Below are 23,869 nucleotides of genomic sequence, written 5' to 3' on the forward strand. Positions count from 1 at the left end.
ATCCGCGAAGGCGGCCGTACCGTGGGCGCTGGCGTGGTTGCCAAGATCATTGCGTAAGTACTGATTTCGTAGGGGTATAGCTCAATTGGCAGAGCGTCGGTCTCCAAAACCGAAGGTTGTAGGTTCGATTCCTACTGCCCCTGCCACTGAATAAGTGGTCAACCAAGCCCGCCTGATTACAAGGCGGGCTTCGGCGTCTTGAGTGATGCCTATTTTCATCTCTGAATTGTCGACATGGCTGCTACACAAGTTGAAACTGTTAGTTCTGGTGCGGACAAGCTCAAGCTGTTCGCCGTAGCTGCATTGGTTATTGCCGGTATCGCCGGCTTTTACCTGTTGGCTAAACAAGGTGCGATTGCCCAGTGGGCCGCGCTGATTGTGGCCTTGATTGCGGCTGTCACCGTTTTTCTGGTGTCTGAACCAGGTAAGCAATTTGTTGGTTTCGCCAAGGACTCCTGGCGTGAAGTCAAGAAGGTCGTCTGGCCTTCGCGTAAAGAGACGCTGCAGATGACCGCCTACGTGTTTGCGTTCGTGGTCATCATGTCTTTGTTCTTGTGGATGACTGATAAAACGCTGGAATGGGTCTTGTATGACCTGGTTCTGGGCTGGAGGAAGTAATGTCGAACACGGACGAAACAACCAACACAGGCGCTGAGGCGCCTATGAGCGCTGCTAATCCCGATCTGCGCTGGTACATCGTGCATGCCTATTCGGGCATGGAGAAGGCGGTTGAGCGCAACATCCTGGAGCGTATTCACCGCTCGGACATGCAGAGCAAGTTCGGCCGCATCCTGGTTCCCACCGAAGAAGTGGTGGAAGTGCGCAATGGTCAGAAGAAGACCACCGAGCGCCGCCTGTTCCCTGGCTATGTGTTCGTCGAGATGGTCATGGACGACGACACCTGGCACTTGGTCAAGCACACCAGCAAGGTGACCGGCTTTGTCGGCGGTGCCAAGAACCGTCCCGCTCCCATCTCTGAGGCAGAAGTTCAGAAGATCGTTCTGCAGATGGAAGAAGGCTCGGACAAGCCACGCCACAAGATCGAATTCACGGTCGGCGAGTTCATTCGCGTCAAGGAAGGTCCTTTCACGGACTTCAACGGATCGGTCGAAGAAGTAAACTACGAAAAGAGTCGACTTCGCGTTTCTGTTATGATCTTTGGCCGTTCAACTCCGGTTGAGCTGGAATTTGCCCAGGTTGAAAAAACCTGATTGATTTTCATGCACTTACGGACTCGGTGCCTAAACAGAGTCTTAACCCCCGGGGAGCCCGCGCTATGCAGTGCGGGCGTTTTTACCCGTAAGGAGCTATAAATGGCAAAGAAAATTGTCGGCTTCATCAAGCTGCAAGTGCCAGCTGGTAAAGCCAATCCATCGCCACCCATTGGTCCAGCGCTGGGTCAACGTGGTCTTAACATCATGGAATTCTGCAAGGCGTTCAACGCCCAGACCCAAGGTGTTGAGCCAGGTCTGCCACTGCCTGTGGTGATCACCGCTTTTGCGGACAAGAGCTTCACGTTCGTCATCAAGACCCCACCCGCAACGGTGCTGATCAAGAAGGCGATCAAGCTGGACAAGGGCTCTTCGAACCCTCTGGCTACCAAGGTCGGCAAGATCACCCGCGCTCAGCTGGAAGAGATCGCCAAGACCAAGCTGAAGGACATGAACGCTGCTGACGTTGACGCCGCTGTGCGCACGCTGGCTGGTTCCGCCCGTTCGATGGGCGTTACGGTGGAGGGCCTCTAAGATGGCAAAGTTGACCAAGAAGCAAAAGGCCCTGCAAGGCAAGGTGGACACCACCAAGCTGTACGCATTCGCTGATGCAGTTGCTATCGTCAAGGACGCAGCAACGGCCAAGTTTGATGAATCCATCGACGTGGCTATCCAGCTGGGCGTGGACGCCAAGAAGTCGGACCAAGTGGTTCGTGGCGCTGTCGTGCTGCCTAACGGCACCGGCAAGACCACCCGCGTGGCCGTGTTCGCACAAGGCGCCAAGGCTGAAGAAGCCAAGGCCGCTGGTGCCGATATCGTTGGTATGGACGAGCTGGCCGCGATGGTCAAGGCTGGTGACATGCCTTTCGACATCGTGATCGCTGCGCCTGACGCCATGCGTATCGTTGGTACCCTGGGTCAGATCCTGGGCCCACGCGGTCTGATGCCTAACCCCAAGGTTGGCACCGTGACTCCCGACGTGGCTACGGCTGTGAAGAACGCCAAGGCAGGTCAGGTGCAGTTCCGCGTTGACAAGGCTGGTATCGTTCACTCGACCATTGGCCGCCGTTCGTTCGAGAACGACAAGCTGCAAGGCAACCTGGCAGCTCTGATCGACGCTCTGAACAAGGCAAAGCCAGCTACCAGCAAGGGTCTGTACCTGCGCAAGGTGGCAGTGTCGTCGACGATGGGTATCGGCGTGCGCGTCGATGCACAGTCCATCGCAGCGTAATTGCTAAAAAAATCGTCAGACTGGTGCTTGCACCGGTCTGGTGTGGTGGGCTGGCAAGGGGTTTTGAGAAAAACGCCGTGCCAGGCCATCCAAGACCGTTGGTGTGATTGGATCACTTAAATCTTTTTGCCAACGCAGATGGCGATCCCGCTGCAGATGGATGAATTTCCAAAACAGTTGGTCGCTGCAACAAGAGCGCGCAGGTGGGGCTTGCCCCTAATGCGCATTTGAAGGAGTAGACCTTGAGTCTGAATCGCAGTGAGAAAGAAGCGGTCATCAATGAAGTGACCAGCCTCGCCGCTAAAGCTCAAACGCTTGTGTTCGCGGAATACCGCGGCATCACGGTCGCTGACATGACGAAGCTGCGTGTGGAAGCACGCAAGCAAGGCGTGACGCTGAGTGTTCTGAAGAACACCCTGGCTCGTCGCGCTGTTGCTGGTAGCAGCTTTGAAGTGGTGGCTGACCAGATGACCGGCCCGCTGATCTACGGTTTCTCTGAAGATGCAATCGCTGCTGCCAAGGTAGTGGCCGATTTCGCGAAGACCAACGACAAGTTGGTGATTCGCGGTGGTGCATTCGAAGGAAAGGCGTTGGACGCTAACAGCGTTAAGCAACTGGCAAGCGTGCCTTCCAAGGAAGTGCTGCTGGCCCAATTGTGTGGCTTGCTCATGTCGCCAATCTCGCGTACGGCCGTTGTGCTGGGCGCACTGGCGGCCAAGAAGGGCGAAGGCGCAGAAGTCGCCGAAGCCGCTGCAGCTTAAGCGCGGCAAAACCAACCGATATATTTAGGAAATCAAAATGGCATTCGATAAAGACGCATTCTTGACCTCCCTGGACAGCATGACTGTTCTGGAACTGAACGACCTGGTCAAGGCAATTGAAGAGAAGTTTGGCGTGAGCGCTGCTGCTATGGCCGCTCCTGCTGCTGGTGGTGGCGGTGGCGCTGCTGCTGCTGAAGAAAAGACCGAGTTCAACCTGGTGCTGCTGGAAGCCGGCGCTAACAAGGTTGGCGTGATCAAGGCCGTGCGTGAAATCACCGGTCTGGGTCTGAAGGAAGCCAAGGACATGGTCGACGGCGCTCCTAAGGTTCTGAAGGAAGCTATGCCTAAGGCTGACGCTGACGCAGCTGCCAAGAAGCTGACCGAAGCTGGTGCAAAGGCCGAACTCAAGTAATTGAGGGCTTTTTCAAGGCTGGAGTACCCGAAAAGGTGCTCCAGCCTTTGGCGCTTCTGGAATCTGGTCCGCTAGAGCACACCAAAAACTGGCCGTAGATGGCTGATTTTTAGTGTTTTCTAACATCCGACACTAGAAAACCCCTTGGTTCGGGTGGTGTGCAATGCACCACCGTCTGCCATGGTTGGTAGTGGCCAACCCACCAAGCTGCAACCCCCTCGCGGGGGTGTCGTCGAAGACCCAGGACTCATGTCTTTGCCCGGAGATCTCATGGCCTATTCTTACACCGAACGCAAGCGAATCCGCAAAAGTTTCGGCAGCCGCGATAGCGTGCTCGAAGTGCCTTACCTGCTGCAAATGCAAAAAGATGCTTACACCGCATTTTTGCAAGCAGACTCGGCCCCCAAAAAGCGTACTGATGAAGGCTTGCAAGCCGCCTTCAACTCGGCTTTCCCCATCGTCTCGCACAACGGTTTTGTGGAGATGAAGTTTGTCGAGTACAACCTCGCCAGGCCCGCTTTCGACGTGCGCGAATGCCAGACCCGTGGTCTGACCTTCTCGTCCGCTGTGCGCGCCAAGGTGCAGTTGATTATCTATGACCGTGAATCCTCCACGCCCCAGTCCAAGGTGGTCAAGGAAGTGAAGGAGCAGGAAGTCTACATGGGCGAAGTGCCCCTGATGACGGACAAAGGTTCATTCATTGTCAATGGCACCGAGCGTGTAATCGTTTCGCAGCTGCACCGCTCGCCAGGCGTGTTCTTTGAACACGACAAGGGCAAGACGCACAGCTCGGGCAAGCTGCTGTTCTCGGCACGCATCATCCCTTACCGCGGCTCCTGGCTGGACTTCGAATTCGACCCCAAGGACCTGCTGTTCTTCCGCGTGGACCGCCGCCGCAAGATGCCGGTGTCGATTCTGCTCAAGGCCATCGGCATGACGCCCGAGTCCATCCTGGCGACGTTCTACGAGAACGACAACTTCCGCCTGATGGACAGCGGCGCGCAAATGGAATTTGTGGCTGATCGCCTCAAGGGTGAAGTCGCGCGCTTTGACATCACCGACAAGTCGGGCAAGGTGGTTGTGGCCAAGGACAAGCGCATCACCGCGCGCCACACCCGCGAGATGGAGCAATCGGGCACCAAGTTCATCAGCGTGCCTGAAGACTTCCTGCTCGGCCGCGTTTCTGCCAAGAACATCGTTGACCCTGACACCGGTGAAATCATCGCCAAGGCCAACGAAGAGATGACCGAAGCGCTGCTCAAGAAGCTGCGCTCCGCCGGCATCCAGGATCTGGCTTGCATCTACACCAACGAACTGAGCCACGGCGCCTACATCTCGCAGACCCTGCGTACCGATGAAACCGCTGACGAGTTCGCTGCTCGCGTTGCCATCTACCGCATGATGCGCCCTGGTGAGCCTCCAACCGAGGACGCCGTGCAGGCGCTGTTCCAGCGTTTGTTCTACAACGAAGACACCTACGATCTGTCGCGTGTCGGCCGTATGAAGTTCAACGCCAAGATCGGCCGCGACACCCCGACCGGCCCCATGGTGCTGTCCAACGAAGACATCCTTGAAGTCGTGAAGATCCTGGTGGATCTGCGCAATGGCAAGGGTGAAGTCGATGACATCGACCACTTGGGCAACCGCCGCGTGCGTTGCGTGGGCGAGCTGGCCGAAAACCAGTACCGCACCGGTCTGGCACGTATCGAAAAGGCTGTGAAGGAGCGTCTGGGCCAGGCGGAGCAAGAGCCCCTGATGCCGCACGACCTGATCAACAGCAAGCCGATCTCGGCCGCCCTGAAGGAATTCTTCGGCGCCTCGCAGCTGTCGCAGTTCATGGACCAGACCAACCCGCTGGCTGAAATCACGCACAAGCGCCGTGTTTCCGCTCTGGGCCCAGGTGGTCTGACCCGCGAACGCGCAGGCTTCGAAGTGCGTGACGTGCACGTGACCCACTACGGCCGCGTCTGCCCGATCGAAACGCCTGAAGGTCCAAACATTGGTCTGATCAACTCGCTGGCTCTGTACGCGCGTCTGAACGAGTACGGTTTCATCGAAACCCCTTACCGTCGCGTGATCGATGGCAAGGTGACCGACCAGATGGACTACCTGTCGGCCATCGAAGAAGGCAAGTACGTGATCGCGCAGGCCAATGCCGAGCTCGACGCCGAAGGCCGCCTGACCGGTGACCTGGTCTCTGCCCGTGAAAACGGTGAATCGACCCTGCTGTCCGCCGAGCGCGTGCAGTACATGGACGTGTCGCCCGCACAGATCGTGTCGGTGGCTGCGTCGCTGATTCCGTTCCTGGAACACGATGACGCGAACCGCGCATTGATGGGTGCCAACATGTCGCGCCAGGCCGTGCCTGTGCTGCGCCCTGAAAAGCCCATGGTCGGTACCGGTATCGAGCGCGTTGCTGCGGTCGACTCGGGCACCGTCGTGACGGCAACCCGTGGCGGTATCGTTGACTACGTGGACGCGACCCGTATCGTGATCCGTGTGAACGACGAAGAAGCTGTGGCCGGTGAAGTGGGTGTGGACATCTACAACCTCATCAAGTACCAGCGTTCCAACCAGAACACCAACATCCACCAGCGTCCTGTGGTTCGCCGCGGCGACAAGCTGGCCAAGGGTGACGTGATTGCCGACGGCGCATCGACCGACCTGGGCGAAATCGCCATTGGTCAGAACATGCTGATCGCCTTCATGACCTGGAACGGCTACAACTTCGAAGACTCGATCCTGATCTCCGAACGCGTGGTCGCGGAAGACCGCTACACCTCGATCCACATCGAGGAACTGGTGGTGATGGCCCGTGACACCAAGCTGGGTGCCGAGGAAATCACGCGCGACATCCCGAACCTGTCCGAGCAACAACTCAACCGTCTGGACGAGTCCGGCATCATCTACGTGGGTGCAGAAGTGCAACCCGGCGATGTGCTGGTGGGCAAGGTCACGCCAAAGGGCGAGACCACGCTGACCCCAGAAGAGAAGCTGCTGCGCGCCATCTTCGGTGAGAAGGCGTCCGACGTGAAGGACACCTCGCTGCGCGTGGACCAGGGCTCGCAAGGTACTGTTATCGATGTGCAGGTCTTCACCCGTGAAGGCATCACGCGCGACAAGCGCGCCCAGCAGATCATCGACGACGAACTCAAGCGTTTCCGTCTGGACCTGAACGACCAGCTGCGTATTGTGGAAGCCGATGCGTTCGACCGTATCGCCAAGCTGCTCAACGGCCGCGTGGCCAATGGCGGCCCCCAAAAGCTGGCCAAGGGCACCAAGATCGACAAGGCCTATCTGGACGGCGTGGAGAAGTTCCACTGGTTCGATATCCGCCCTGCCGAAGACGACGCCGCAGCCCAGCTGGAGTCCATCAAGAACTCCATCGAGCAGCAACGCCACAACTTCGACCTGGCTTTCGAAGAAAAGCGCAAGAAGCTCACGCAAGGCGACGAGCTGCCTGCTGGCGTGCTCAAGATGGTCAAGGTCTACCTGGCCGTCAAGCGCCGTCTGCAGCCTGGCGACAAGATGGCCGGCCGTCACGGTAACAAGGGTGTGGTCTCCAAGATCGTGCCGGTGGAAGACATGCCTTTCATGGCTGATGGCACCACCGCCGACATCGTGCTGAACCCGCTGGGCGTGCCTTCGCGCATGAACATCGGCCAGGTGCTGGAAGTCCACCTGGGTTGGGCCGGCAAGGGCCTGGGCCAGCGTATCGGTGACATGCTGCAGGCCGAAGCCCGTGCCGCTGAAGTGCGCTCCTTCCTGGAAGAGGTGTACAACAGCCGCGGTCGCAAGGAAGACCTCAAGCAACTGTCCGATGACCAGATCATGTTCATGGCGGAGAACCTGAAGAACGGCGTGCCTTTCGCAACGCCCGTGTTCGACGGTGCTTCCGAGCAGGAAATCAAGGACATGCTCAAGCTGGCGTACCCGGATGACATCCAGGCACGCAAGGGTCTGACCGAGCCACGCACCCAGGCTTACCTGTATGACGGCCGCACCGGTGAGCGCTTCGAGCGTCCCACCACCATCGGCTACATGCACTACCTGAAGCTGCACCACTTGGTCGACGACAAGATGCACGCCCGCTCCACCGGTCCTTACTCGCTGGTGACGCAACAACCTCTGGGCGGTAAGGCCCAGTTCGGTGGTCAGCGTTTCGGTGAAATGGAAGTGTGGGCGCTGGAAGCTTATGGCGCCGCCTATGTGCTGCAGGAAATGCTGACCGTGAAGTCCGATGACGTGGTGGGCCGTACCAAGGTGTACGAATCCATCGTCAAGGGCGAACACGCTATCGAAGCCGGCATGCCGGAGTCGTTCAATGTGCTGGTCAAGGAAATCCGTTCCCTGGGCCTGGACATCGAACTGGAACGTTCTTAATTGAAGGGGGAAAGAGTCTATGAAATCGCTACTCGACCTGTTCAAACAATTTACGCCTGATGAGCATTTCGATGCCATCAAAATCGGCCTGGCTTCGCCCGAAAAGATCCGTTCGTGGTCTTTCGGCGAAGTGAAGAAGCCCGAGACCATCAACTACCGTACCTTCAAGCCTGAGCGCGATGGTCTGTTCTGCGCCAAGATCTTTGGCCCGATCAAGGACTACGAATGCCTGTGCGGCAAGTACAAGCGCTTGAAGCACCGCGGTGTAATCTGCGAAAAGTGCGGCGTTGAAGTCACGCAGACCAAGGTGCGTCGTGAACGCATGGGTCACATCGACCTGGCCGCGCCTTGCGCCCACATCTGGTTCCTGAAGTCCCTGCCTTCGCGCCTGGGCCTGGTGCTGGACATGACCCTGCGCGACATCGAACGCGTGCTGTACTTCGAAGCCTATGTGGTGACCGACCCCGGCATGACCCCGCTGAAGAAGTTCAGCATCATGTCGGAAGACGAGTACGACAAGAACGTCGAAGAGTACGGTGATGAATTCGTGGCCAAGATGGGCGCCGAAGGCATCAAGGACCTGCTCGAAGGCATCGAGATCGACGCGGAAATCGAGCGCCTGCGCAACGACCTGACCGGCTCCGAAGTCAAGGTCAAGAAGAATGCCAAGCGCCTGAAGCTGCTCGAAGCGTTCAAGAAGTCCGGCATCAAGCCCGGTTGGATGGTGATGGAAGTGCTGCCTGTGCTGCCTCCCGATCTGCGTCCACTGGTGCCGCTGGACGGCGGCCGCTTTGCGACCTCCGACCTGAACGACCTGTACCGCCGCGTCATCAACCGTAACTCGCGTCTGCGCCGCCTGCTGGAGCTGAAGGCTCCAGAGATCATTGCCCGCAATGAAAAGCGCATGCTGCAAGAAGCGGTCGACTCGCTGCTGGACAACGGCCGCCGTGGCAAGGCCATGACCGGAGCGAACAAGCGTGCCCTCAAGTCGCTGGCCGACATGATCAAGGGTAAGAGCGGTCGTTTCCGTCAGAACTTGCTGGGTAAGCGCGTCGACTACTCCGGTCGTTCCGTGATTACCGTGGGCCCAACGCTCAAGCTGCACCAGTGCGGTCTGCCCAAGCTGATGGCGCTGGAGCTGTTCAAGCCTTTCATCTTCGCGCAGCTCGAAGCGCGTGGCATCGCCACGACCATCAAGGCCGCCAAGAAGGAAGTGGAAACCGGCACCCCCGTGGTGTGGGACATCCTGGAAGAGGTGATCCGCGAGCATCCGATCATGCTCAACCGCGCACCTACGCTGCACCGTCTGGGTATCCAGGCGTTCGAGCCTATCCTGATTGAAGGCAAGGCCCTGCAACTGCACCCGCTGGTTTGCGCGGCATTCAACGCTGACTTCGACGGTGACCAGATGGCTGTTCACGTACCGCTGTCGGTGGAAGCACAGATGGAAGCCCGCACCTTGATGCTGGCCTCCAACAACGTGCTGTTCCCCGCTTCGGGCGAACCCTCGATCGTTCCTTCTCAAGACGTGGTGCTGGGCTTGTACCAGGCCACCCGCGAGAAGATCAACGGCAAGGGCGAAGGCATGGTGTTCTCCGACATCGGCGAAGTGCAACGCGCACTGGATGCCGAGCAAGTCGAGCGCGCCACCAAGATCAGCGTGCGTCTGACCGAGTGGAACAAGAACAAGGCTTCGGGTGAGTTCGAGCCTACGACCAAGCTGGTGGAAACCACCGTTGGCCGTGCCTTGCTGTCCGAGATTCTGCCCAAGGGTATGCCTTTCTCTTCGATCAACAAGACGTTGAAGAAGAAGGAAATCTCCAAGCTGATCAACATCTCCTTCCGCAAGTGCGGTCTGAAGGAAACCGTGGTGTTCGCCGACAAGCTGCTGCAAAACGGCTTCCGTCTGGCAACGCGCTCCGGTATCTCGATCGCCATCGGCGACATGCTGGTGCCACCGCAAAAGGCCGAGATCATCGCCCGCTCCGAAGCGGAAGTGAAGGAAATCGAGCAGCAGTATGTCTCCGGTCTGGTGACCGCTGGCGAGCGCTACAACAAGGTGGTGGACATCTGGGGCAAGGCCGGTGACGAAGTCTCCAAGGTCATGATGGCCCAGCTGGCCAAGGAAAAGGTCATTGACCGCCATGGCAAGGAAGTCGATCAGGAATCGTTCAACGCGATTTACATGATGGCCGACTCCGGCGCCCGTGGCTCGGCCGCACAGATCCGCCAGCTGGCAGGTATGCGTGGTCTGATGGCCAAGCCTGACGGCTCGATCATTGAGACGCCTATTACCGCGAACTTCCGCGAAGGCCTCAACGTGTTGCAGTACTTCATCTCCACCCACGGTGCCCGTAAGGGTCTGGCGGATACGGCGCTGAAGACGGCCAACTCCGGTTACCTGACGCGCCGTCTGGTGGACGTGACGCAGGACTTGGTGATCACCGAGCTCGACTGCGGCACGCACAACGGCACCTTGATGCGCGCTGTGGTTGAAGGTGGTGAAGTGATCGAATCGCTGCGCGACCGTATCCTCGGCCGTACCGCTGCGGACGAAGTGCTGCACCCCGAGACCCGTGCTGTGCTGGCCAAGGCCGGCGACCTGCTGGACGAAGACCTGATCGAAGATCTGGAAGCCGCTGGCGTGGACGAAGTGAAGGTGCGCACTGCACTGACCTGCGAAACCCGCTTTGGTCTGTGCGCCACCTGCTACGGCCGCGACTTGGGCCGTGGCGGCATGATCAACCTCGGCGAAGCCGTGGGTGTGATCGCTGCACAGTCGATCGGTGAGCCTGGCACGCAGCTGACCATGCGTACGTTCCACATCGGTGGTGCGGCTTCGCGTGCGGCAGTGGCGTCCAGCGTGGAAGCCAAGTCCAACGGTATCGTGGGCTTCAATCCACAGATGCGCTATGTGACCAACAACAAGGGCGAACTGGTGGTGATTTCCCGTTCCGGCGAAATCGTCATCCAGGACGAGTACGGCCGCGAGCGTGAGCGTCACAAGATGCCTTACGGTGCAACGCTGTCGATCAAGCCTGATCAGCAGATCAAGGCTGGCACCGTGTTGGCCAACTGGGATCCGCTGACCCGCCCCATCATTACCGAATACGCCGGTCAGGTGAAGTTCGAGAACGTGGAAGAAGGTCTGACCGTGGCCAAGCAGGTCGACGAAGTGACCGGTCTGTCCACCCTGGTGGTGATCGATCCGAAGCACCGTGGCTCTGCCAAGGTCGTGCGTCCGCAGGTCAAGCTGGCGGACGCCAACGGCCAGGAAGTCAAGATTCCTGGTACCGACCACGCGGTGACGATCGGCTTCCAGGTCGGCGCTCTGCTGCAGGTGCGTGATGGCCAGGAAGTGGGCCCCGGCGAAGTGCTGGCCCGTATTCCTATGGAAGGCCAGAAGACCCGCGACATTACCGGTGGTCTGCCACGTGTGGCCGAGCTGTTCGAAGCCCGTACGCCGAAGGACAAGGGCGCGCTGGCCGAGATGACCGGTACCGTGTCCTACGGTAAGGAAACCAAGGGCAAGGTGCGCCTGCAGATCACCGATCTGGAAGGCAAGGTCTGGGAAGAGCTGGTTCCAAAGGAACGCAACATCCTGGTGCACGAAGGCCAAGTGGTCAACAAGGGCGAGCTGATCGTCGACGGCCCAGCCGATCCGCAGGACATCCTGCGCCTGCTGGGTATCGAAGAGCTGTCGCGCTACATCGTGGACGAAGTGCAGGACGTGTACCGCTTGCAAGGCGTGAAGATCAACGACAAGCACATCGAGGTGATTGTTCGCCAGATGCTGCGCCGCGTGGTCATCGAAGCCCCAGGCGATACCACCTACATCCAGGGTGAGCAGGTGGAGCGCTCCGAAGTGCTCAACACCAACGAAGCTGCACAGCGCGATGGCAAGATCCCAGCGGTCTACTCCAACGTGTTGCTGGGTATTACCAAGGCTTCGCTGTCGACCGACTCCTTCATCTCGGCCGCTTCCTTCCAGGAAACGACCCGCGTGCTGACCGAGGCTGCCATCATGGGCAAGCGCGACGAGCTGCGTGGCCTGAAGGAAAACGTCATCGTGGGTCGTCTGATCCCCGCTGGTACCGGTCTGGCTTACCACCAGGCACGCAAGGCCAAGGACGAGATGGACGAGGCCGAGCGCCGCGCCATCGCCGATGCAGAAGCGGCCGACCTGGCCGGTGTGTCGGAAGAAGCCGAAGCCGCTGCCGACCCTGCTGCTGACTAAGCCGCCAATCCCTGACCGATACCTATCGGTCAGGTTGGGCGTAGAACGTGTTGACGATCTCTACGCAGCCGCGTTGGAGTGCAATCGGGATGAGTTCGAAGCGATGGTCCGCAGCTTGCACCGGGGTGCAAGCAAGGGCCAGCGCGCAGAAATCGCCCGATTTCACTCCAACCCTTCGGGACAGTGGCTTTGCGAGCGGTCTGCGTCGTTGCAAATCCTCGCAATAGCACGGCTATTGCTGCGGTATTGCGCCTAGCATCCCATCTCGCAAAGACACTGTCGCGGCGCGAGGAGATCGTCAGCACGTTCTTGAAGACCCGTAATTTCGCGCCGCGGAATTACGGGTTTTTTAATGTCCCGCAGGATGGAGATGGCTCTGTGCAAAGCTCCCTTTCCGTGTCGCATTCGATGCTGGGCAGGGCGCTTTGCACAGCGTCTTTACCAGGCAGGCTCTGCAAGCGCAGAGGCCTCCTGGGGCATATCGATTAGTATTCCTTTTGATCCGCCGCGGCCCCCAGGCCGCTGCACTCCTTCGGCATGAACCTCCCTTCCCGTCCACGACAACCCTCCCGGGCCGCCACAGCAGCCTCCAACAACACGGGCCCCAGCCTGTCTGCCCAGCTGGTGGCGGTGGCGCGCGCCTTGCAGGAAGTGCGCCAGGGCCAGTCCGCCCGCGCCGTGTTGGGCGGTGTGGAGCCCGCGCTGCGCGCCGGCGTGCAGGCCTTGCTGATGGATGTGCTGCGCGTGCTGGGCACCGCAGAAGCCGTGCGGGCCGAGCTGGCACCGCGCAAGCCCGCCAGCGCTGTCGATGCCTTGCTGTGCACATCGCTGGCCTTGCTGCTGCCCGAGGTGCCGCGCTACGACGCCTTCACCGTCGTGAACCAGGCGGTGGATGCGGCCAAGAAGCGCTCGGCCACCAAGTCGCAATCGGCCTTCATCAACGGCTGCCTGCGCAGCTTCTTGCGCGAGCGCGATGACCTGCTGCGCGCCGTGGCCCAGGAGCCTGTCGCGCAGTACAACCACCCGCAGTGGTGGCTCAAACGCCTGCAGCAGGACTATCCGCAAGATTGGCAGGCCATTGTGGCGGCCAACAACGCGCAGGCGCCAATGGCCTTGCGCGTGAACCTGCAGCGCTGCAGCCGCGCCGATTACCTGGCGCTGCTCGATGAAGCGGGTATCGAGGCGGTCGTCGGTGTGGGCGAGGCCGGCCTGGTGCTGACGCGCGGTGTGCCGGTGGACCAGCTGCCGCAGTTTGCGCAAGGCTGGGTCTCGGTGCAGGACAGCGCCGCGCAGATGGCCGCACCGCTGCTGCTCGATGGCTTGCAGCCGCACGATGGCCGCGCGCTGCATGTGCTCGATGCCTGCGCTGCGCCCGGCGGCAAGACCGCACATCTGTTGGAGGCCGCCACAGCCCAGCGTCCCATCGACATGGTGGCGCTGGAGATCGATGCCAAGCGCGCCGAACGCATTGGCGATACCTTGGCGCGGCTGTCGCTGCAGGCCGATGTGGTGGTGGCCAGCGGCAGCGAAGTGGCCAGTTGGCTGCCGGCGGTGCAAGCGCGCCACGGTGTGCAGCAATTTGATGCAATTTTGTTGGACGCGCCTTGCTCGGCCTCCGGCATCGTGCGCCGCCAGCCCGATGTGCGCTGGCTGCGCCGCGCCACCGACATCGGGCAACTCGCCGCCATTCAGCGCCAGCTGCTGGAGGCCCTGTGGCCGCTGGTCGTGCCCGGTGGCCGCCTGCTGTACTGCACCTGCTCGGTCTTCCATGAAGAGGGCGAAGGCCAGGTGACGCAGTTCCTGGGCCGCCACCCCGATGCCCAACGCCTGCCTGCGCCAGGACATTTGTTGCCACAGCTGCGCGAGGCCGGTCACAATAGCCTGGGCAGCCTGGCGCGTGACCACGACGGTTTCTACTACGCGCTGCTGCACAAGCCGCTTCGTTGAGCCCGTCCGTATGCGATTGATCCACCAATTCCTCCTTGCGCTGATGCTGTGCTTTGCCGCAGCGGCACCGGGCATGGCGTCGGAGAATGAGAAAAAGGTCGAGCTGCAACTGGTGCGCAACGCCGATGGTGCCTTTGCCACCGTAGCGCTGCAGTTTGCGCTGCCCGACCAGATCGAGGATGCACTGAACAAAGGCGTAGCCCTGTATTTTGTGCAGGAGGCCGAGATCATCTCCGAGCGCTGGTACTGGCGCGACAAGACCGTCAAGAAAGCCACCCGCTACCTGCGCGTGAGCTACCAGCCGCTGACGCGCCGCTGGCGCCTGCACGTCTCCAGCATGCCGCTGACCGATGCCGGCGCGGTGACCTCGCTCGGCCAGAGCTTTGACAGCCTCGATGAGGTGATGCTCGTGGTCAAGCGCGTGCGCAACTGGAAGATCGCCAGCGCCGATGAGCTCTCCAACGATGGCGAGTACCTCGTCAAGTTCAACTTCCGGCTCGACAGCACCCAGCTGCCACGCATCTTCCAGTTCGCGCCATTCAGCAATGGCGGCCTGAACCTGCAGCTCAGAAGCCAGCTGCCGCTGCCCGAGGCGAGCGCGCAGTGAAAATCGAAAAATCATCGTCCATGCGGGTGGCCTACACCCCCAGCCGTGCGCGCTGGTCGGTGATCGTGGGCCTGTCGGCCATGATCGGCATTGGCCTGGTGCTGCTCTTCTTGCTGTCTTTCGCCACCAACAACCGCGTGCTGTACGAGCGCTATTACGGCGTGCTGCTGGGCGTCAACATTGGTGTGGCCTGTGTGCTCAGCATGGTGGTGCTCTGGGGTGTGGCCATCCTGGTGCGGCGCCTCATGGCCCGGCGCTTTGGCAGCAAGCTGCTGCTCAAGCTGGCCGCCACCTTTGCACTGGTCGGTGTGCTGCCCGGTGTGGTGATCTATTTCGTCTCCTACCAGTTCGTCTCGCGCTCCATCGAAAGCTGGTTCGATGTGAAGGTCGAAGGCGCACTCGACGCAGGGGTCAACCTCGCGCGCATCACACTCGATACCACCTCCACCGCGATGGCTGAGCGCACCCGCACCGCCAGCAGCCAGCTGTCGCAGATCTCGGATGCTGCCTCCGGCCTGGTGCTCGAACGCATCAAGGACCAGCTCGGCGCCGATGACGTGGTGCTGTGGTCGGCCACGTCGCAAGCCATTGCCAGCACCGGCCAGTCGCGTTTTGTGCTGAACCCCGAAAAGCCCTCGGCGGCCCTGCTGCGCACCGCCACCCAGCAGCAACGCGCTTTTCAGATTGATGGCCTGGAAGAGGTAGCCGACATCAATGGCGCCATCACTGGCGACCCGTCCAAGGTGCGCGTCAAGACGCTGGTGCAGGTCGCCAATGGCGATGTGGGCGTGATCCCTGATGGCCGCTTTCTGCAAGCCACCATGCCACTGCCCGCGGCCTTGGTGATCAATGCCCTCAAAGTCCAAGAGGCCAACCGCGAATACCAGGAGCGCGCGCTGGCGCGTGACGGCCTGCGCCGCATGTACATTGGCACGCTCACCTTGAGCCTGTTCCTGGCCGTGTTCGGCGCCGTAGTGCTGGCGGCCTTGCTGGGCAACCAGCTGGTGCGCCCGCTTTTGGTGCTGGCCGAAGGGGTGCGCGAGGTGGCATCGGGCAATCTGCGGCCCAAACCTGTGCTGCCCAGCAAGGACGAGCTGAGCGGCCTGACCCGCTCCTTCGCCGAGATGACCCAGCAGCTGCTGGATGCCCGCCGCGCGGTGGAGCGCGGCATGCGCCAGACCGACGAGGCGCGCCAGAGCCTGCAGACCATTCTGGACAACCTCACCGCCGGCGTCATCGTGCTCGATGCCGAGGGCGTCATCCGCTCCAGCAACCCCGGCGCCACGCGCATTCTGCGTGCGCCGCTGGCCGCGTTTGAAGGCCGCCCCCTGCGCGATCTGCCCGGCCTGCAGGCCTTTGCACAAGAGGTGGACCAGCAGTTTGCCCGCCTGCACGATGTAACCGACGAGCACTACCTGGACCACTGGCAGCAGCCCTATGAACTGCATGGCGACAGCCAGTTGCCCAACCAGAACAGCATCAACCTGGTGGCGCGCGGCGCCACCTTGCCCGACAACCGCCGCCTGCTGGTGTTTGACGACATCTCCGAGATCGTCTCGGCGCAGCGCGCCCAGGCCTGGGGCGAGGTGGCACGCCGCCTGGCCCATGAGATCAAGAACCCGCTGACACCGATTCAGCTGTCGGCCGAGCGACTGGAGATCAAGCTGGGCAACAAGCTCGAAGGCCAGGACCAGGCAATTTTGAAAAAGTCTGTCACCACCATCGTCGACCAGGTCGATGCGATGAAGCGCCTGGTCAACGAGTTTCGCGACTATGCCCGCCTACCGGCCGCCGAGCTGCAGGCCGTGGACCTCAATGCGCTGGTGATGGATGTGCTGCATTTATATGGCGCGGAAAATGCTGTGATACCGGTGGAGGCAGAGCTGGACAGTGCAGCCCCGCGTATCATGGGCGACGCGCAGCAGTTGCGGCAGGTGATCCATAACTTGCTGCAAAATGCGCAGGATGCCACGCAACAGGCATGGGCGGGCAAGGAGGCCTCGGCACCGGCGGTGCGGATCTCCACACGCTTTGGCAGCAGCAATAAGCGGGTTCGTTTGACAATTGCTGACTGCGGTTGCGGTTTTCCAGAACATATATTACAAAAGGCATTTGAGCCCTACGTGACGACCAAGCCCCGAGGTACCGGCTTGGGCCTGGCCGTCGTCAAGAAAATTGCGGACGAGCATGGCGCTCGCGTAGAAATCTCTAATAGAGTCGAGGGGGAAAAAATCTTAGGTGCCCAAGTGTCGTTATCATTCGCTATCGAAAAAGAAGTGATGATTTAAAATAACTCTCACACCTGCAGCACTGGATTTTCAAAAAATATGGCAAATATTCTGGTTGTCGATGACGAATTGGGAATTCGGGATCTCCTGTCGGAGATCCTGAACGATGAGGGCCACAGCGTGGACGTGGCAGAGAACGCCACCCAGGCGCGCTTGGCGCGCAACGAAAGCGGCTACGACCTGGTGCTGCTCGACATCTGGATGCCCGACACCGATGGCGTGTCGCTGCTCAAAGAGTGGTCGATGACCGGCTTGCTGACCATGCCCGTGATCATGATGAGTGGCCACGCCACCATCGATACCGCTGTGGAAGCAACGCGCATTGGCGCGTTCTCTTTTTTGGAAAAGCCCATCACCATGCAAAAGCTGCTCAAGGCAGTGGAGCAGGGCTTGCAGCGCAATGTGCCCGCACCCGTGGCGGCACCGGCCCCCGCAGCGCCGGGCAAGGTCGCGACATCGTTCACGCCCTCCGGCTACAACGCCCCGGTGGTTGCCAACGTGGCCGCCCCCGCATCACCTGATGCAGCGCCCAATGCACACCAGGGCTTTGACCTGGATCGCCCGCTGCGCGAAGCACGCGATGGCTTCGAGAAGGCGTACTTCGAGTTCCACCTGGCGCGCGAAGGCGGCTCCATGACCCGCGTGGCCGAGAAGACCGGCCTGGAGCGCACCCACCTGTACCGCAAGCTGCGTCAGCTGGGCGTGGACCTGACGCGCAACAAAAAGAACTGATTTCAGTTTTTTGAAAAAGCGCCCTTTTTTTCGGGCTATAATTCAACTCGTGGGCCCGGTAGCTCAGTTGGTAGAGCAGCGGATTGAAAATCCGCGTGTCCGTGGTTCGATTCCGCGCCAGGCCACCAAAACAACAAGCCTCTGCATCAGATATGGTGCAGAGGCTTTCTTGTATCCGGCCTGCATCGCATGTGCAGCAATTCCCCTAATTTGCCGATCGGGTGCTTGGCGCAGGCTATAATGCTAGCTTGTGTTGGCCCGGTAGCTCAGTTGGTAGAGCAGCGGATTGAAAATCCGCGTGTCCGTGGTTCGATTCCGCGCCAGGCCACCAAACGCATTCTTAAGCCCATCCTCTGTGATGGGCTTTTTTGCGTCTGTAGGGGCAGGTATCGAAGCACCAAAGTTGGTGGCCTGCAATGACGATGTTTTTGGCGGTGCGCTGCTCAGTGCGAGCAGCGTTATGGATAGGTCGTGACAGAAGATGCTTTTTACTGTATAAAACAACAGTATTTTGGCTGGTGTGTGTGATGCATGTTTGCCGCAGCGTTGCGTTTAAGAAATCTGATGGCGTTTAACGCCAGCATTCTTAAGTCTCGCAGTCTTTTGTGGATGTAGCGATGTAGCACTAGCAGAGCGATTGCACACATTGCGGCTGCCAGTTATGGTGGTAGAGGACTGTGAACTGCTGGATATAGGTACATCCATGGTGCGTGTTGAAGCAAATTCTGAACGAAAAGGAAGGGGCGCAATGATGCGATCGGTGGAGTTATTCGCAGGCGCTGGAGGGCTGGCCATGGGCGTGAGCTTGGCAGGCTTTGAGTCACTGGCGGTGGTGGAGTGGGACAAATGGGCCTGCGACACCGTGCGTGAGAACCAGCGCCGTGGCTATCCTTTGGTAAGTGGTTGGCCGCTGCATGAGGGGGATGTCCGCGACATGGATTGGTCCTCCATTCCACAAAATATCGAGCTATTGGCGGGTGGCCCACCCTGCCAACCCTTTTCGATGGGCGGTAAGCACCAAGCGCACGACGACAAGCGCGACATGTTTCCAGCCACTGTGCAAGTGGTGCGCAAGCTTCGTCCCAAGACCTTTATCGTGGAAAACGTAAAGGGTCTGACCCGTTCGAGTTTTGCGAATTATTTCGAATACATCAAGCTGCAGCTAGAGCTTCCAGAGATCCCGCGGCGCGAACATGAGAGCTGGTTTGACCATCTGTTGAGGCTGCAGTCGGAAAAAACTTCCGGGCACATGCATGGGGCTGGTCTGACTTACAACGTTGTTGCCACACTCGTCAATGCTGCGGACTACGGCATTCCTCAAAAGCGTGAACGCGTATTCATTGTGGGGACTCGATCAGACCTTCCCATTGACTGGCATTTTCCGGACGCAACGCACAGCGAGGCAGCACTCTTGTACTCGCAGTGGGTAACTGGTGAGTATTGGGATAGACACAAGATTGCGGCACGTGCCCGGCCACCGGTCCCTGAGAAAATGGCTAAGCGGATTCAAGCCCTGGCGGCCAAGCCGCCAGCCACTTTGCCCTGGCGTACGGTGCGGGATGCTATCGCCGATCTGCCAGATCCTCGCCTGCGTGCGGCTATGCATATCCGCGACCATAAGTTTCAGGATGGCGCTAAGGTATACCCCGGCCACACCGGCAGCCCATTAGACCAGCCGGCCAAGACCATCAAGGCTGGCAGCCATGGCGTGCCGGGCGGTGAAAACATGATGGTGCTGCCCGATGGCAGCGTACGCTATTTCTCTGCGCGCGAGACAGCGCGCATTCAAACATTTCCAGATGGCTATGTCTTCCATGGTTCTTGGACTGAAACCATGCGTCAGTTAGGCAATGCTGTACCAGTGGCTCTGGGGCGCATTGTGGCCTCTTCCGTGGGCGAGTCTTTGATCCGTGCCGAACTCCATCGACTGCAGGGCACCATGTGCGCCACAAGGACTGCCGCATGAAGTCTGCCGAGATCATCCCCTTTAACCCACTGGACAAGAAAAATCTGGGTGCCAGCGTGGCCGAAGCACTGGTCAGCCAGCCTGCGCACGCGCTAGGCAAGCTCCAATCATTCTTTGGGACCGGCATCTACGCTATCTATTACCACGGCGAGTATGTGGCTTACGACGCCATATCCAAGCCCAACAAGGTGGAAAAGCAAAACCCGGTGGTCCCTATCTATGTAGGCAAGGCAGTTCCACAGGGCGCACGCAAGGGCAAGGTCATGCCTGACCCCACCAAGTCCAAGGCACTTTTTGGCCGCTTGCAGGAGCATGCCGAATCCATACTGTCCACGGATAGTTTGGATATCGATGACTTCAGCTGTCGTTATTTGGTTGTCGATGAGATTTGGATTCCGCTGGGTGAATCGCTGATGATCACCAAGTTCTCGCCTCTTTGGAATCTGTTCCTGGAGGGTTTCGGTAACCACGATCCGGGCAATGGCCGCTACAACGGTCTGAGCCCCAAATGGGACACCCTGCACCCAGGCCGCGCCTGGGCGCTCAAATGCAAGCAACGCGAAGAGACCCAAGAGGACATCAAGCGAGAGGTGCAGAGCTACCTTGCAAGCACCACATTGCCCGACTCCCCCCATTTTGTTGGCCGGCACGACCTTTAACTAGCATTTGCAGTAACAGGTGCGGCCTGAGTGGCGGAGGTGATAGAGGCGACTGAACCGCGCGCCGGGTCGAGTGCCAGTGGCAAGCAGGGAGCGCTCTGTAAAACAGCCTCATACCGCTAGTCGGAGCAGCGCTTGCTTGAGACCTGCAGGGTAGAGCGCAGGGCCGCCCGGCAAGTCCAGCGCCGCCACATCAAACCAGCGCGCCGTGCACCAGGTGCCGCTGTCTTCGCGAAAGCGGATGTGGTCCAGGTGCGCAAAGGGCGTTGCATCGAACACGACGTTGGCGATGAACAGCACCTCATGGCCGGTAGCGCCTTGGTGCGTGTAGAGGTTCTCCATCACCAGCGGCGGGCCTTCAACTTCCACCTCGACGCCCAGCTCTTCCTGGAACTCACGCTCGAGTGCTTCTTGCCAGCGCTCACCAAACTCCACGCCGCCGCCGAGGGGGCGCACCCCTGTCAAACGGCCTGCGTCATCGAAGACTTCGGTGGCCAGCAATTGGCCGTTACGCCAGTGCAAGCCGATGGCTTTGACTTTGATGTGCTGCGGTGGGCGCCATGGGGTTGTAGCCATGCTTGTTTCTATATCCGGGGTTGCTTGCGTGTTGCGCGTCGGTGCTTAAGCTGGCGCTTGCTCGCCACCTGCCCGACTCGGCGCCAACGATTCAGGCGATCTCTGCCAGCCAAAGTGCCAGTGCTTTAGCCCGTTTGGTTTTGCTCATCGTTCCCAGAGCCAACAAGAGCCGGGCCGAGTCGTCATCCTCACAGTACAGGTAGGCCAACGGCACCTGAAGTACTTCGGCAATCAGCCGCGCCGTTTTGATCGGCGGCTCATGCGTGCCCAGTTCATAGCGGCTGATGCGCGCACGGCTTGCGGATTCGTCAATGCCTATCAGTACGCCGACCTTTTCCTGCGACCAACCCAAGTCCTCACGTCGGGCGCGCATGCGGCGGCCCAGAACGGTAGCGGTTGAGGAGGGGGTGGAAAGCATGTCACGAGTCTCGTGACTTCGTGGTAAGCTGTCGTCACGAAATACGTGACATCAATCAGCTGTCAGAGATGCAGTTTGAGGGAGCTGGTGGCAGCGTGTGCTCGACGTTCAGCTACAGCGGGTGGTCTGCTGCGCTATAGAAGGAAACCGATATCGCGGTAAATGGAAACGCGCTCCGTCATCCACCATTCGACCGCAGCCGCTCACAAAGCTGCTGCACGATGCCGGTGACAAAGGCGCGGTCCGCCGGCTCCAGCTCCGACAGCCAGGCACTGATCCGCATGGCCTGGTCATCGGGGGCGGTGGAGCTTTGGGCGAGCAGGTCGCCAATGCTGACGCGCAGGATCGCGGCGAGGCTTTCTAGCGTATGCAGTGAGGGGACGGAAGCTCCGCGCTCAAAGCGGCTGATGGTCTCGGGCTCCACCTGCAGCCGCTCTGCCAATTGCGCTTGTGTCCACTGGCGCGATTTGCGCAGCTCGGCAATGCGCAGCCCCAACAGCTGGGCCAAGGGCTTGTCGGCAGGCTTCTTGTTGATCATATCTGTCTAGTTGAAATCCAACAGATATGGTTGTGTGTCGCGATGGAATGAGCCAGAATTCAATTTGTGGAATCCAATGTAATTTCGCTATATCTGAAGGCGGATGCAACGCCAGCGAACGAAAGGAACCGTGCCATGCCGCATGCCCAGCAACCTGAACGAGTAGACCGAGCTCCGAATGCGCCGGTGTCCCCGGGTGTCAGCCCGGGCAGCGACACGCCTGTGGCGGCGGCGCCCTCGGCCCCAGTGCGGCGCCGGTTTGGCGCAGTGCAGATAGGGGTTTGTGTGCTGTTTTTTGCAGAGGGGCTGTTGGGCCTGTTCGTCGTAGGCTGGCCGGCGCTGAGCTTGTGCATTTTGGGGACGTGGTACATGGCCAAGGTTGCCCAGCGTAATGGTGCGCATCCGCACCGTTCAAAGACATGACCTCATAGCTTTTTACAGCGCAGACACAAGGCTTTCAGAGGGGGCGCAAGCACAAAATTCTGCCGACATTAGGCGTTGTATATGAGACATGTCAACAAATCTAATTTCAGCCTCGCATGTAATATTTTGCAAGGGCTACGCGATACGATGGTTACAGATGACTACATCCCCATCCCCTTCGCCGCCCAGGGCCAGTGAGCGACTTCAAGATCTGCTGCCCCCGGATCTTTGGAAGCTGCTGGCCCGGCATGACATCACAACGCTTGCGCAGGTTGAAGAGCTGTATCCGGCCAAATTGCTGAAAATCCACTACCTGGGGCCCGTGCGGTTTCGGCAGATTGAGGCGCTGCTCTTTCCCGGGCGGCGCTATGAGGTGCCTATGCAGGCGCCTATCGAGACGGAAGACCTTGACGGCACGTCACTCGAAGGGCTGGTGTCCCGGCGGGTGCTGATCACCTTGCGGCGCCACGGCATCAAAACGGTGCAGCAGTTGATGGCGGCCTATCCGCGGCGTCTGGTGGAAATAACGGGTTTTGGCATCCAGGCGCTGCGCGAGGTGGAGGCCACTTTTTTTGAGGGGCAGCGCTTTGAGCCGATGAAATCAAGAAAAACCATGAGAAACACAATCAAGTAAAGATGATTATGATTTCATACATATGGTAAATGGTTCCACTTCGCATGCTGCCCCATCTCTCGACGGGAAATTGCCTGCGCCGTTGGTACGGATTCTGGTGCGCAACGGCTTGGATACCGAGGATGCCGTGCGCAAGGCCTACCCCCTGGGGCTGTTGGCCATCAAAGGCATTGGCCTGATGCGACTGCGAAAGATTGAAAAGGCCTTTTTCCCTGGCCAATCCTATGTTCCTTCGCATGCCATGCCAGACCTGCCTTTTGTCTCTGGCTCCTGCCTCAATGGATCGCTGCCGGTGGCCATCGTGCGCGCACTGGCGCGCGGCGACATCACCACCCCGGAGCAGTTGCGCGAGGCCTACCCGCATGAGCTGCTCAAAATCCGCTCGCTGGGGGAAGGTTCGCTGCGCGAGATCGAGCGGGTTTTCTTTCCTGGCCAGCGCTACGAGCCGCCTGGCAATGGCAAGATTCGGTAGGCGGGGTCTGCCCACTTTTCCTGGCGAACGCATCGGATTCCAGCATCCGGATCAAGCAGAAGGCCTGAGATCAGCGTGATGCCGAGCCCAGGCCTTCTGCGCCGCTCGCAGGGCAGCCAGCGGCAGGCGCCGCAAGCCGGTTAGCGGCGCGGTGCCCGGCGCAGCACCAGCATGCCCAACAGCGCCATTGCAGCAGCCATCAGCAGCAGCTTGACGGTGTCCAGCGCAGGCACTGCCTCTGGCATGGCAGGCGCCGTACGCACGAGGGTATTGACGAAGGAGGCGGTATTGCCCGTGGCGGCGGTCACCAGGCTCACCGGGGCGGGCAAGCTGGTGCTCCAGGCATAGCCATCCGGTGCGGCCGGCATGGCGGG

The 23,869-nt window shown here is 59.8% G+C and carries 20 protein-coding genes and 3 tRNA genes; 19 read left to right on the forward strand and 4 right to left on the reverse strand.

All coding sequences use genetic code 11. The annotated features are described in order from the left end of the window. Window positions 1–70 precede the first annotated feature (70 nt). From LPW39_RS07820 to LPW39_RS07900, 17 genes are all read left to right on the forward strand, one after another. Window positions 71–146: transfer RNA gene (locus tag LPW39_RS07820), tRNA-Trp, on the forward strand. An 88-nt stretch (window positions 147–234) separates the two neighbouring features. Further along, window positions 235–618, forward strand: a complete 384-nt coding sequence (secE, locus tag LPW39_RS07825; protein ID WP_230773209.1) for a preprotein translocase subunit SecE — start codon at window positions 235–237, stop codon at window positions 616–618. After that, window positions 618–1,211: a transcription termination/antitermination protein NusG gene (nusG, locus tag LPW39_RS07830; protein WP_021025390.1), complete on the forward strand. Its 594-nt coding sequence runs from the start codon at window positions 618–620 to the stop codon at window positions 1,209–1,211. The genes secE and nusG overlap by 1 nt, the downstream gene beginning before the upstream one ends. Before the next feature lie 102 nt (window positions 1,212–1,313). Next, window positions 1,314–1,745 (forward strand): 50S ribosomal protein L11, encoded by a 432-nt coding sequence (gene rplK / locus LPW39_RS07835; RefSeq protein ID WP_021025389.1) that lies wholly within the window; start codon window positions 1,314–1,316, stop codon window positions 1,743–1,745. A 1-nt stretch (window position 1,746) separates the two neighbouring features. Then, window positions 1,747–2,442 carry a 50S ribosomal protein L1 gene (rplA, locus tag LPW39_RS07840; protein ID WP_230773210.1) on the forward strand — a complete coding sequence of 232 codons (696 nt, stop codon included), beginning with the start codon at window positions 1,747–1,749 and terminating at the stop codon, window positions 2,440–2,442. 242 nt (window positions 2,443–2,684) lie between these two features. Further along, window positions 2,685–3,203: a 50S ribosomal protein L10 gene (gene rplJ / locus LPW39_RS07845; RefSeq protein ID WP_230773211.1), complete on the forward strand. Its 519-nt coding sequence runs from the start codon at window positions 2,685–2,687 to the stop codon at window positions 3,201–3,203. Between the two features lie 37 nt (window positions 3,204–3,240). Next, complete coding sequence (gene rplL, locus LPW39_RS07850; protein WP_230773212.1) at window positions 3,241–3,615, forward strand: 50S ribosomal protein L7/L12; 375 nt, start codon at window positions 3,241–3,243, stop codon at window positions 3,613–3,615. 270 nt (window positions 3,616–3,885) lie between these two features. Continuing rightward, on the forward strand, window positions 3,886–7,998 hold the full coding sequence (gene rpoB / locus LPW39_RS07855; RefSeq protein WP_230773215.1) for a DNA-directed RNA polymerase subunit beta: 4,113 nt from the start codon (window positions 3,886–3,888) through the stop codon (window positions 7,996–7,998). 19 nt (window positions 7,999–8,017) lie between these two features. Then, entirely contained in the window at window positions 8,018–12,235 is a 4,218-nt protein-coding gene (gene rpoC / locus LPW39_RS07860) for a DNA-directed RNA polymerase subunit beta' (protein ID WP_230773217.1), read from the forward strand. Between the two features lie 537 nt (window positions 12,236–12,772). Continuing rightward, window positions 12,773–14,182, forward strand: coding sequence for a 16S rRNA (cytosine(967)-C(5))-methyltransferase RsmB (rsmB, locus tag LPW39_RS07865; protein ID WP_230773225.1), 1,410 nt, complete (start codon window positions 12,773–12,775; stop codon window positions 14,180–14,182). 10 nt (window positions 14,183–14,192) lie between these two features. Next, window positions 14,193–14,789, forward strand: coding sequence for a DUF4390 domain-containing protein (locus tag LPW39_RS07870; protein ID WP_230773227.1), 597 nt, complete (start codon window positions 14,193–14,195; stop codon window positions 14,787–14,789). Between the two features lie 20 nt (window positions 14,790–14,809). Next, entirely contained in the window at window positions 14,810–17,077 is a 2,268-nt protein-coding gene (locus tag LPW39_RS07875) for a sensor histidine kinase (RefSeq protein ID WP_230773255.1), read from the forward strand. A 39-nt stretch (window positions 17,078–17,116) separates the two neighbouring features. After that, entirely contained in the window at window positions 17,117–17,809 is a 693-nt protein-coding gene (locus LPW39_RS07880) for a response regulator (protein ID WP_230773235.1), read from the forward strand. A gap of 52 nt (window positions 17,810–17,861) precedes the next feature. Next, window positions 17,862–17,937, forward strand: a tRNA-Phe gene (locus tag LPW39_RS07885). A 127-nt stretch (window positions 17,938–18,064) separates the two neighbouring features. After that, window positions 18,065–18,140: transfer RNA gene (locus tag LPW39_RS07890), tRNA-Phe, on the forward strand. A gap of 372 nt (window positions 18,141–18,512) precedes the next feature. Then, complete coding sequence (locus tag LPW39_RS07895; protein WP_269075790.1) at window positions 18,513–19,775, forward strand: DNA cytosine methyltransferase; 1,263 nt, start codon at window positions 18,513–18,515, stop codon at window positions 19,773–19,775. Beyond that, on the forward strand, window positions 19,772–20,434 hold the full coding sequence (locus tag LPW39_RS07900) for an Eco29kI family restriction endonuclease (protein ID WP_230773238.1): 663 nt from the start codon (window positions 19,772–19,774) through the stop codon (window positions 20,432–20,434). Before LPW39_RS07895 ends, LPW39_RS07900 begins: the two co-directional genes overlap by 4 nt. A 111-nt stretch (window positions 20,435–20,545) precedes the next feature. Here LPW39_RS07900 and LPW39_RS07905 read toward each other — a convergent pair whose 3' ends face one another. The 3 genes from LPW39_RS07905 to LPW39_RS07915 form a co-directional block, all read right to left on the reverse strand. Continuing rightward, window positions 20,546–21,010, reverse strand: a complete 465-nt coding sequence (locus LPW39_RS07905) for an NUDIX hydrolase (protein WP_230773240.1) — start codon at window positions 21,008–21,010, stop codon at window positions 20,546–20,548. Between the two features lie 91 nt (window positions 21,011–21,101). Then, window positions 21,102–21,428 carry a helix-turn-helix domain-containing protein gene (locus LPW39_RS07910; RefSeq protein ID WP_230773242.1) on the reverse strand — a complete coding sequence of 109 codons (327 nt, stop codon included), beginning with the start codon at window positions 21,426–21,428 and terminating at the stop codon, window positions 21,102–21,104. Between the two features lie 178 nt (window positions 21,429–21,606). After that, window positions 21,607–21,966 (reverse strand): helix-turn-helix domain-containing protein, encoded by a 360-nt coding sequence (locus LPW39_RS07915; RefSeq protein ID WP_230773243.1) that lies wholly within the window; start codon window positions 21,964–21,966, stop codon window positions 21,607–21,609. A 580-nt stretch (window positions 21,967–22,546) separates the two neighbouring features. On the opposite strand from LPW39_RS07915, the gene LPW39_RS07920 reads away from it, so the two are divergent. Together LPW39_RS07920 and LPW39_RS07925 are read left to right on the forward strand one after the other, a co-directional pair. After that, on the forward strand, window positions 22,547–23,023 hold the full coding sequence (locus tag LPW39_RS07920; RefSeq protein ID WP_230773244.1) for a DNA-directed RNA polymerase subunit alpha C-terminal domain-containing protein: 477 nt from the start codon (window positions 22,547–22,549) through the stop codon (window positions 23,021–23,023). 97 nt (window positions 23,024–23,120) lie between these two features. Next, the gene (locus LPW39_RS07925) at window positions 23,121–23,495 is read left to right on the forward strand and encodes a hypothetical protein (protein ID WP_230773247.1); all 375 of its coding nucleotides are present in this window, start codon (window positions 23,121–23,123) and stop codon (window positions 23,493–23,495) included. 140 nt (window positions 23,496–23,635) lie between these two features. Here LPW39_RS07925 and LPW39_RS07930 read toward each other — a convergent pair. Next, window positions 23,636–23,869: hypothetical protein (locus tag LPW39_RS07930; RefSeq protein WP_230773248.1), on the reverse strand; the 234-nt coding region annotated here is incomplete at its 5' end.

Origin of the sequence: Comamonas koreensis, from assembly GCF_021026195.1 — a bacterium.
In the GTDB taxonomy this organism is placed as follows: domain Bacteria; phylum Pseudomonadota; class Gammaproteobacteria; order Burkholderiales; family Burkholderiaceae_C; genus Comamonas; species Comamonas koreensis.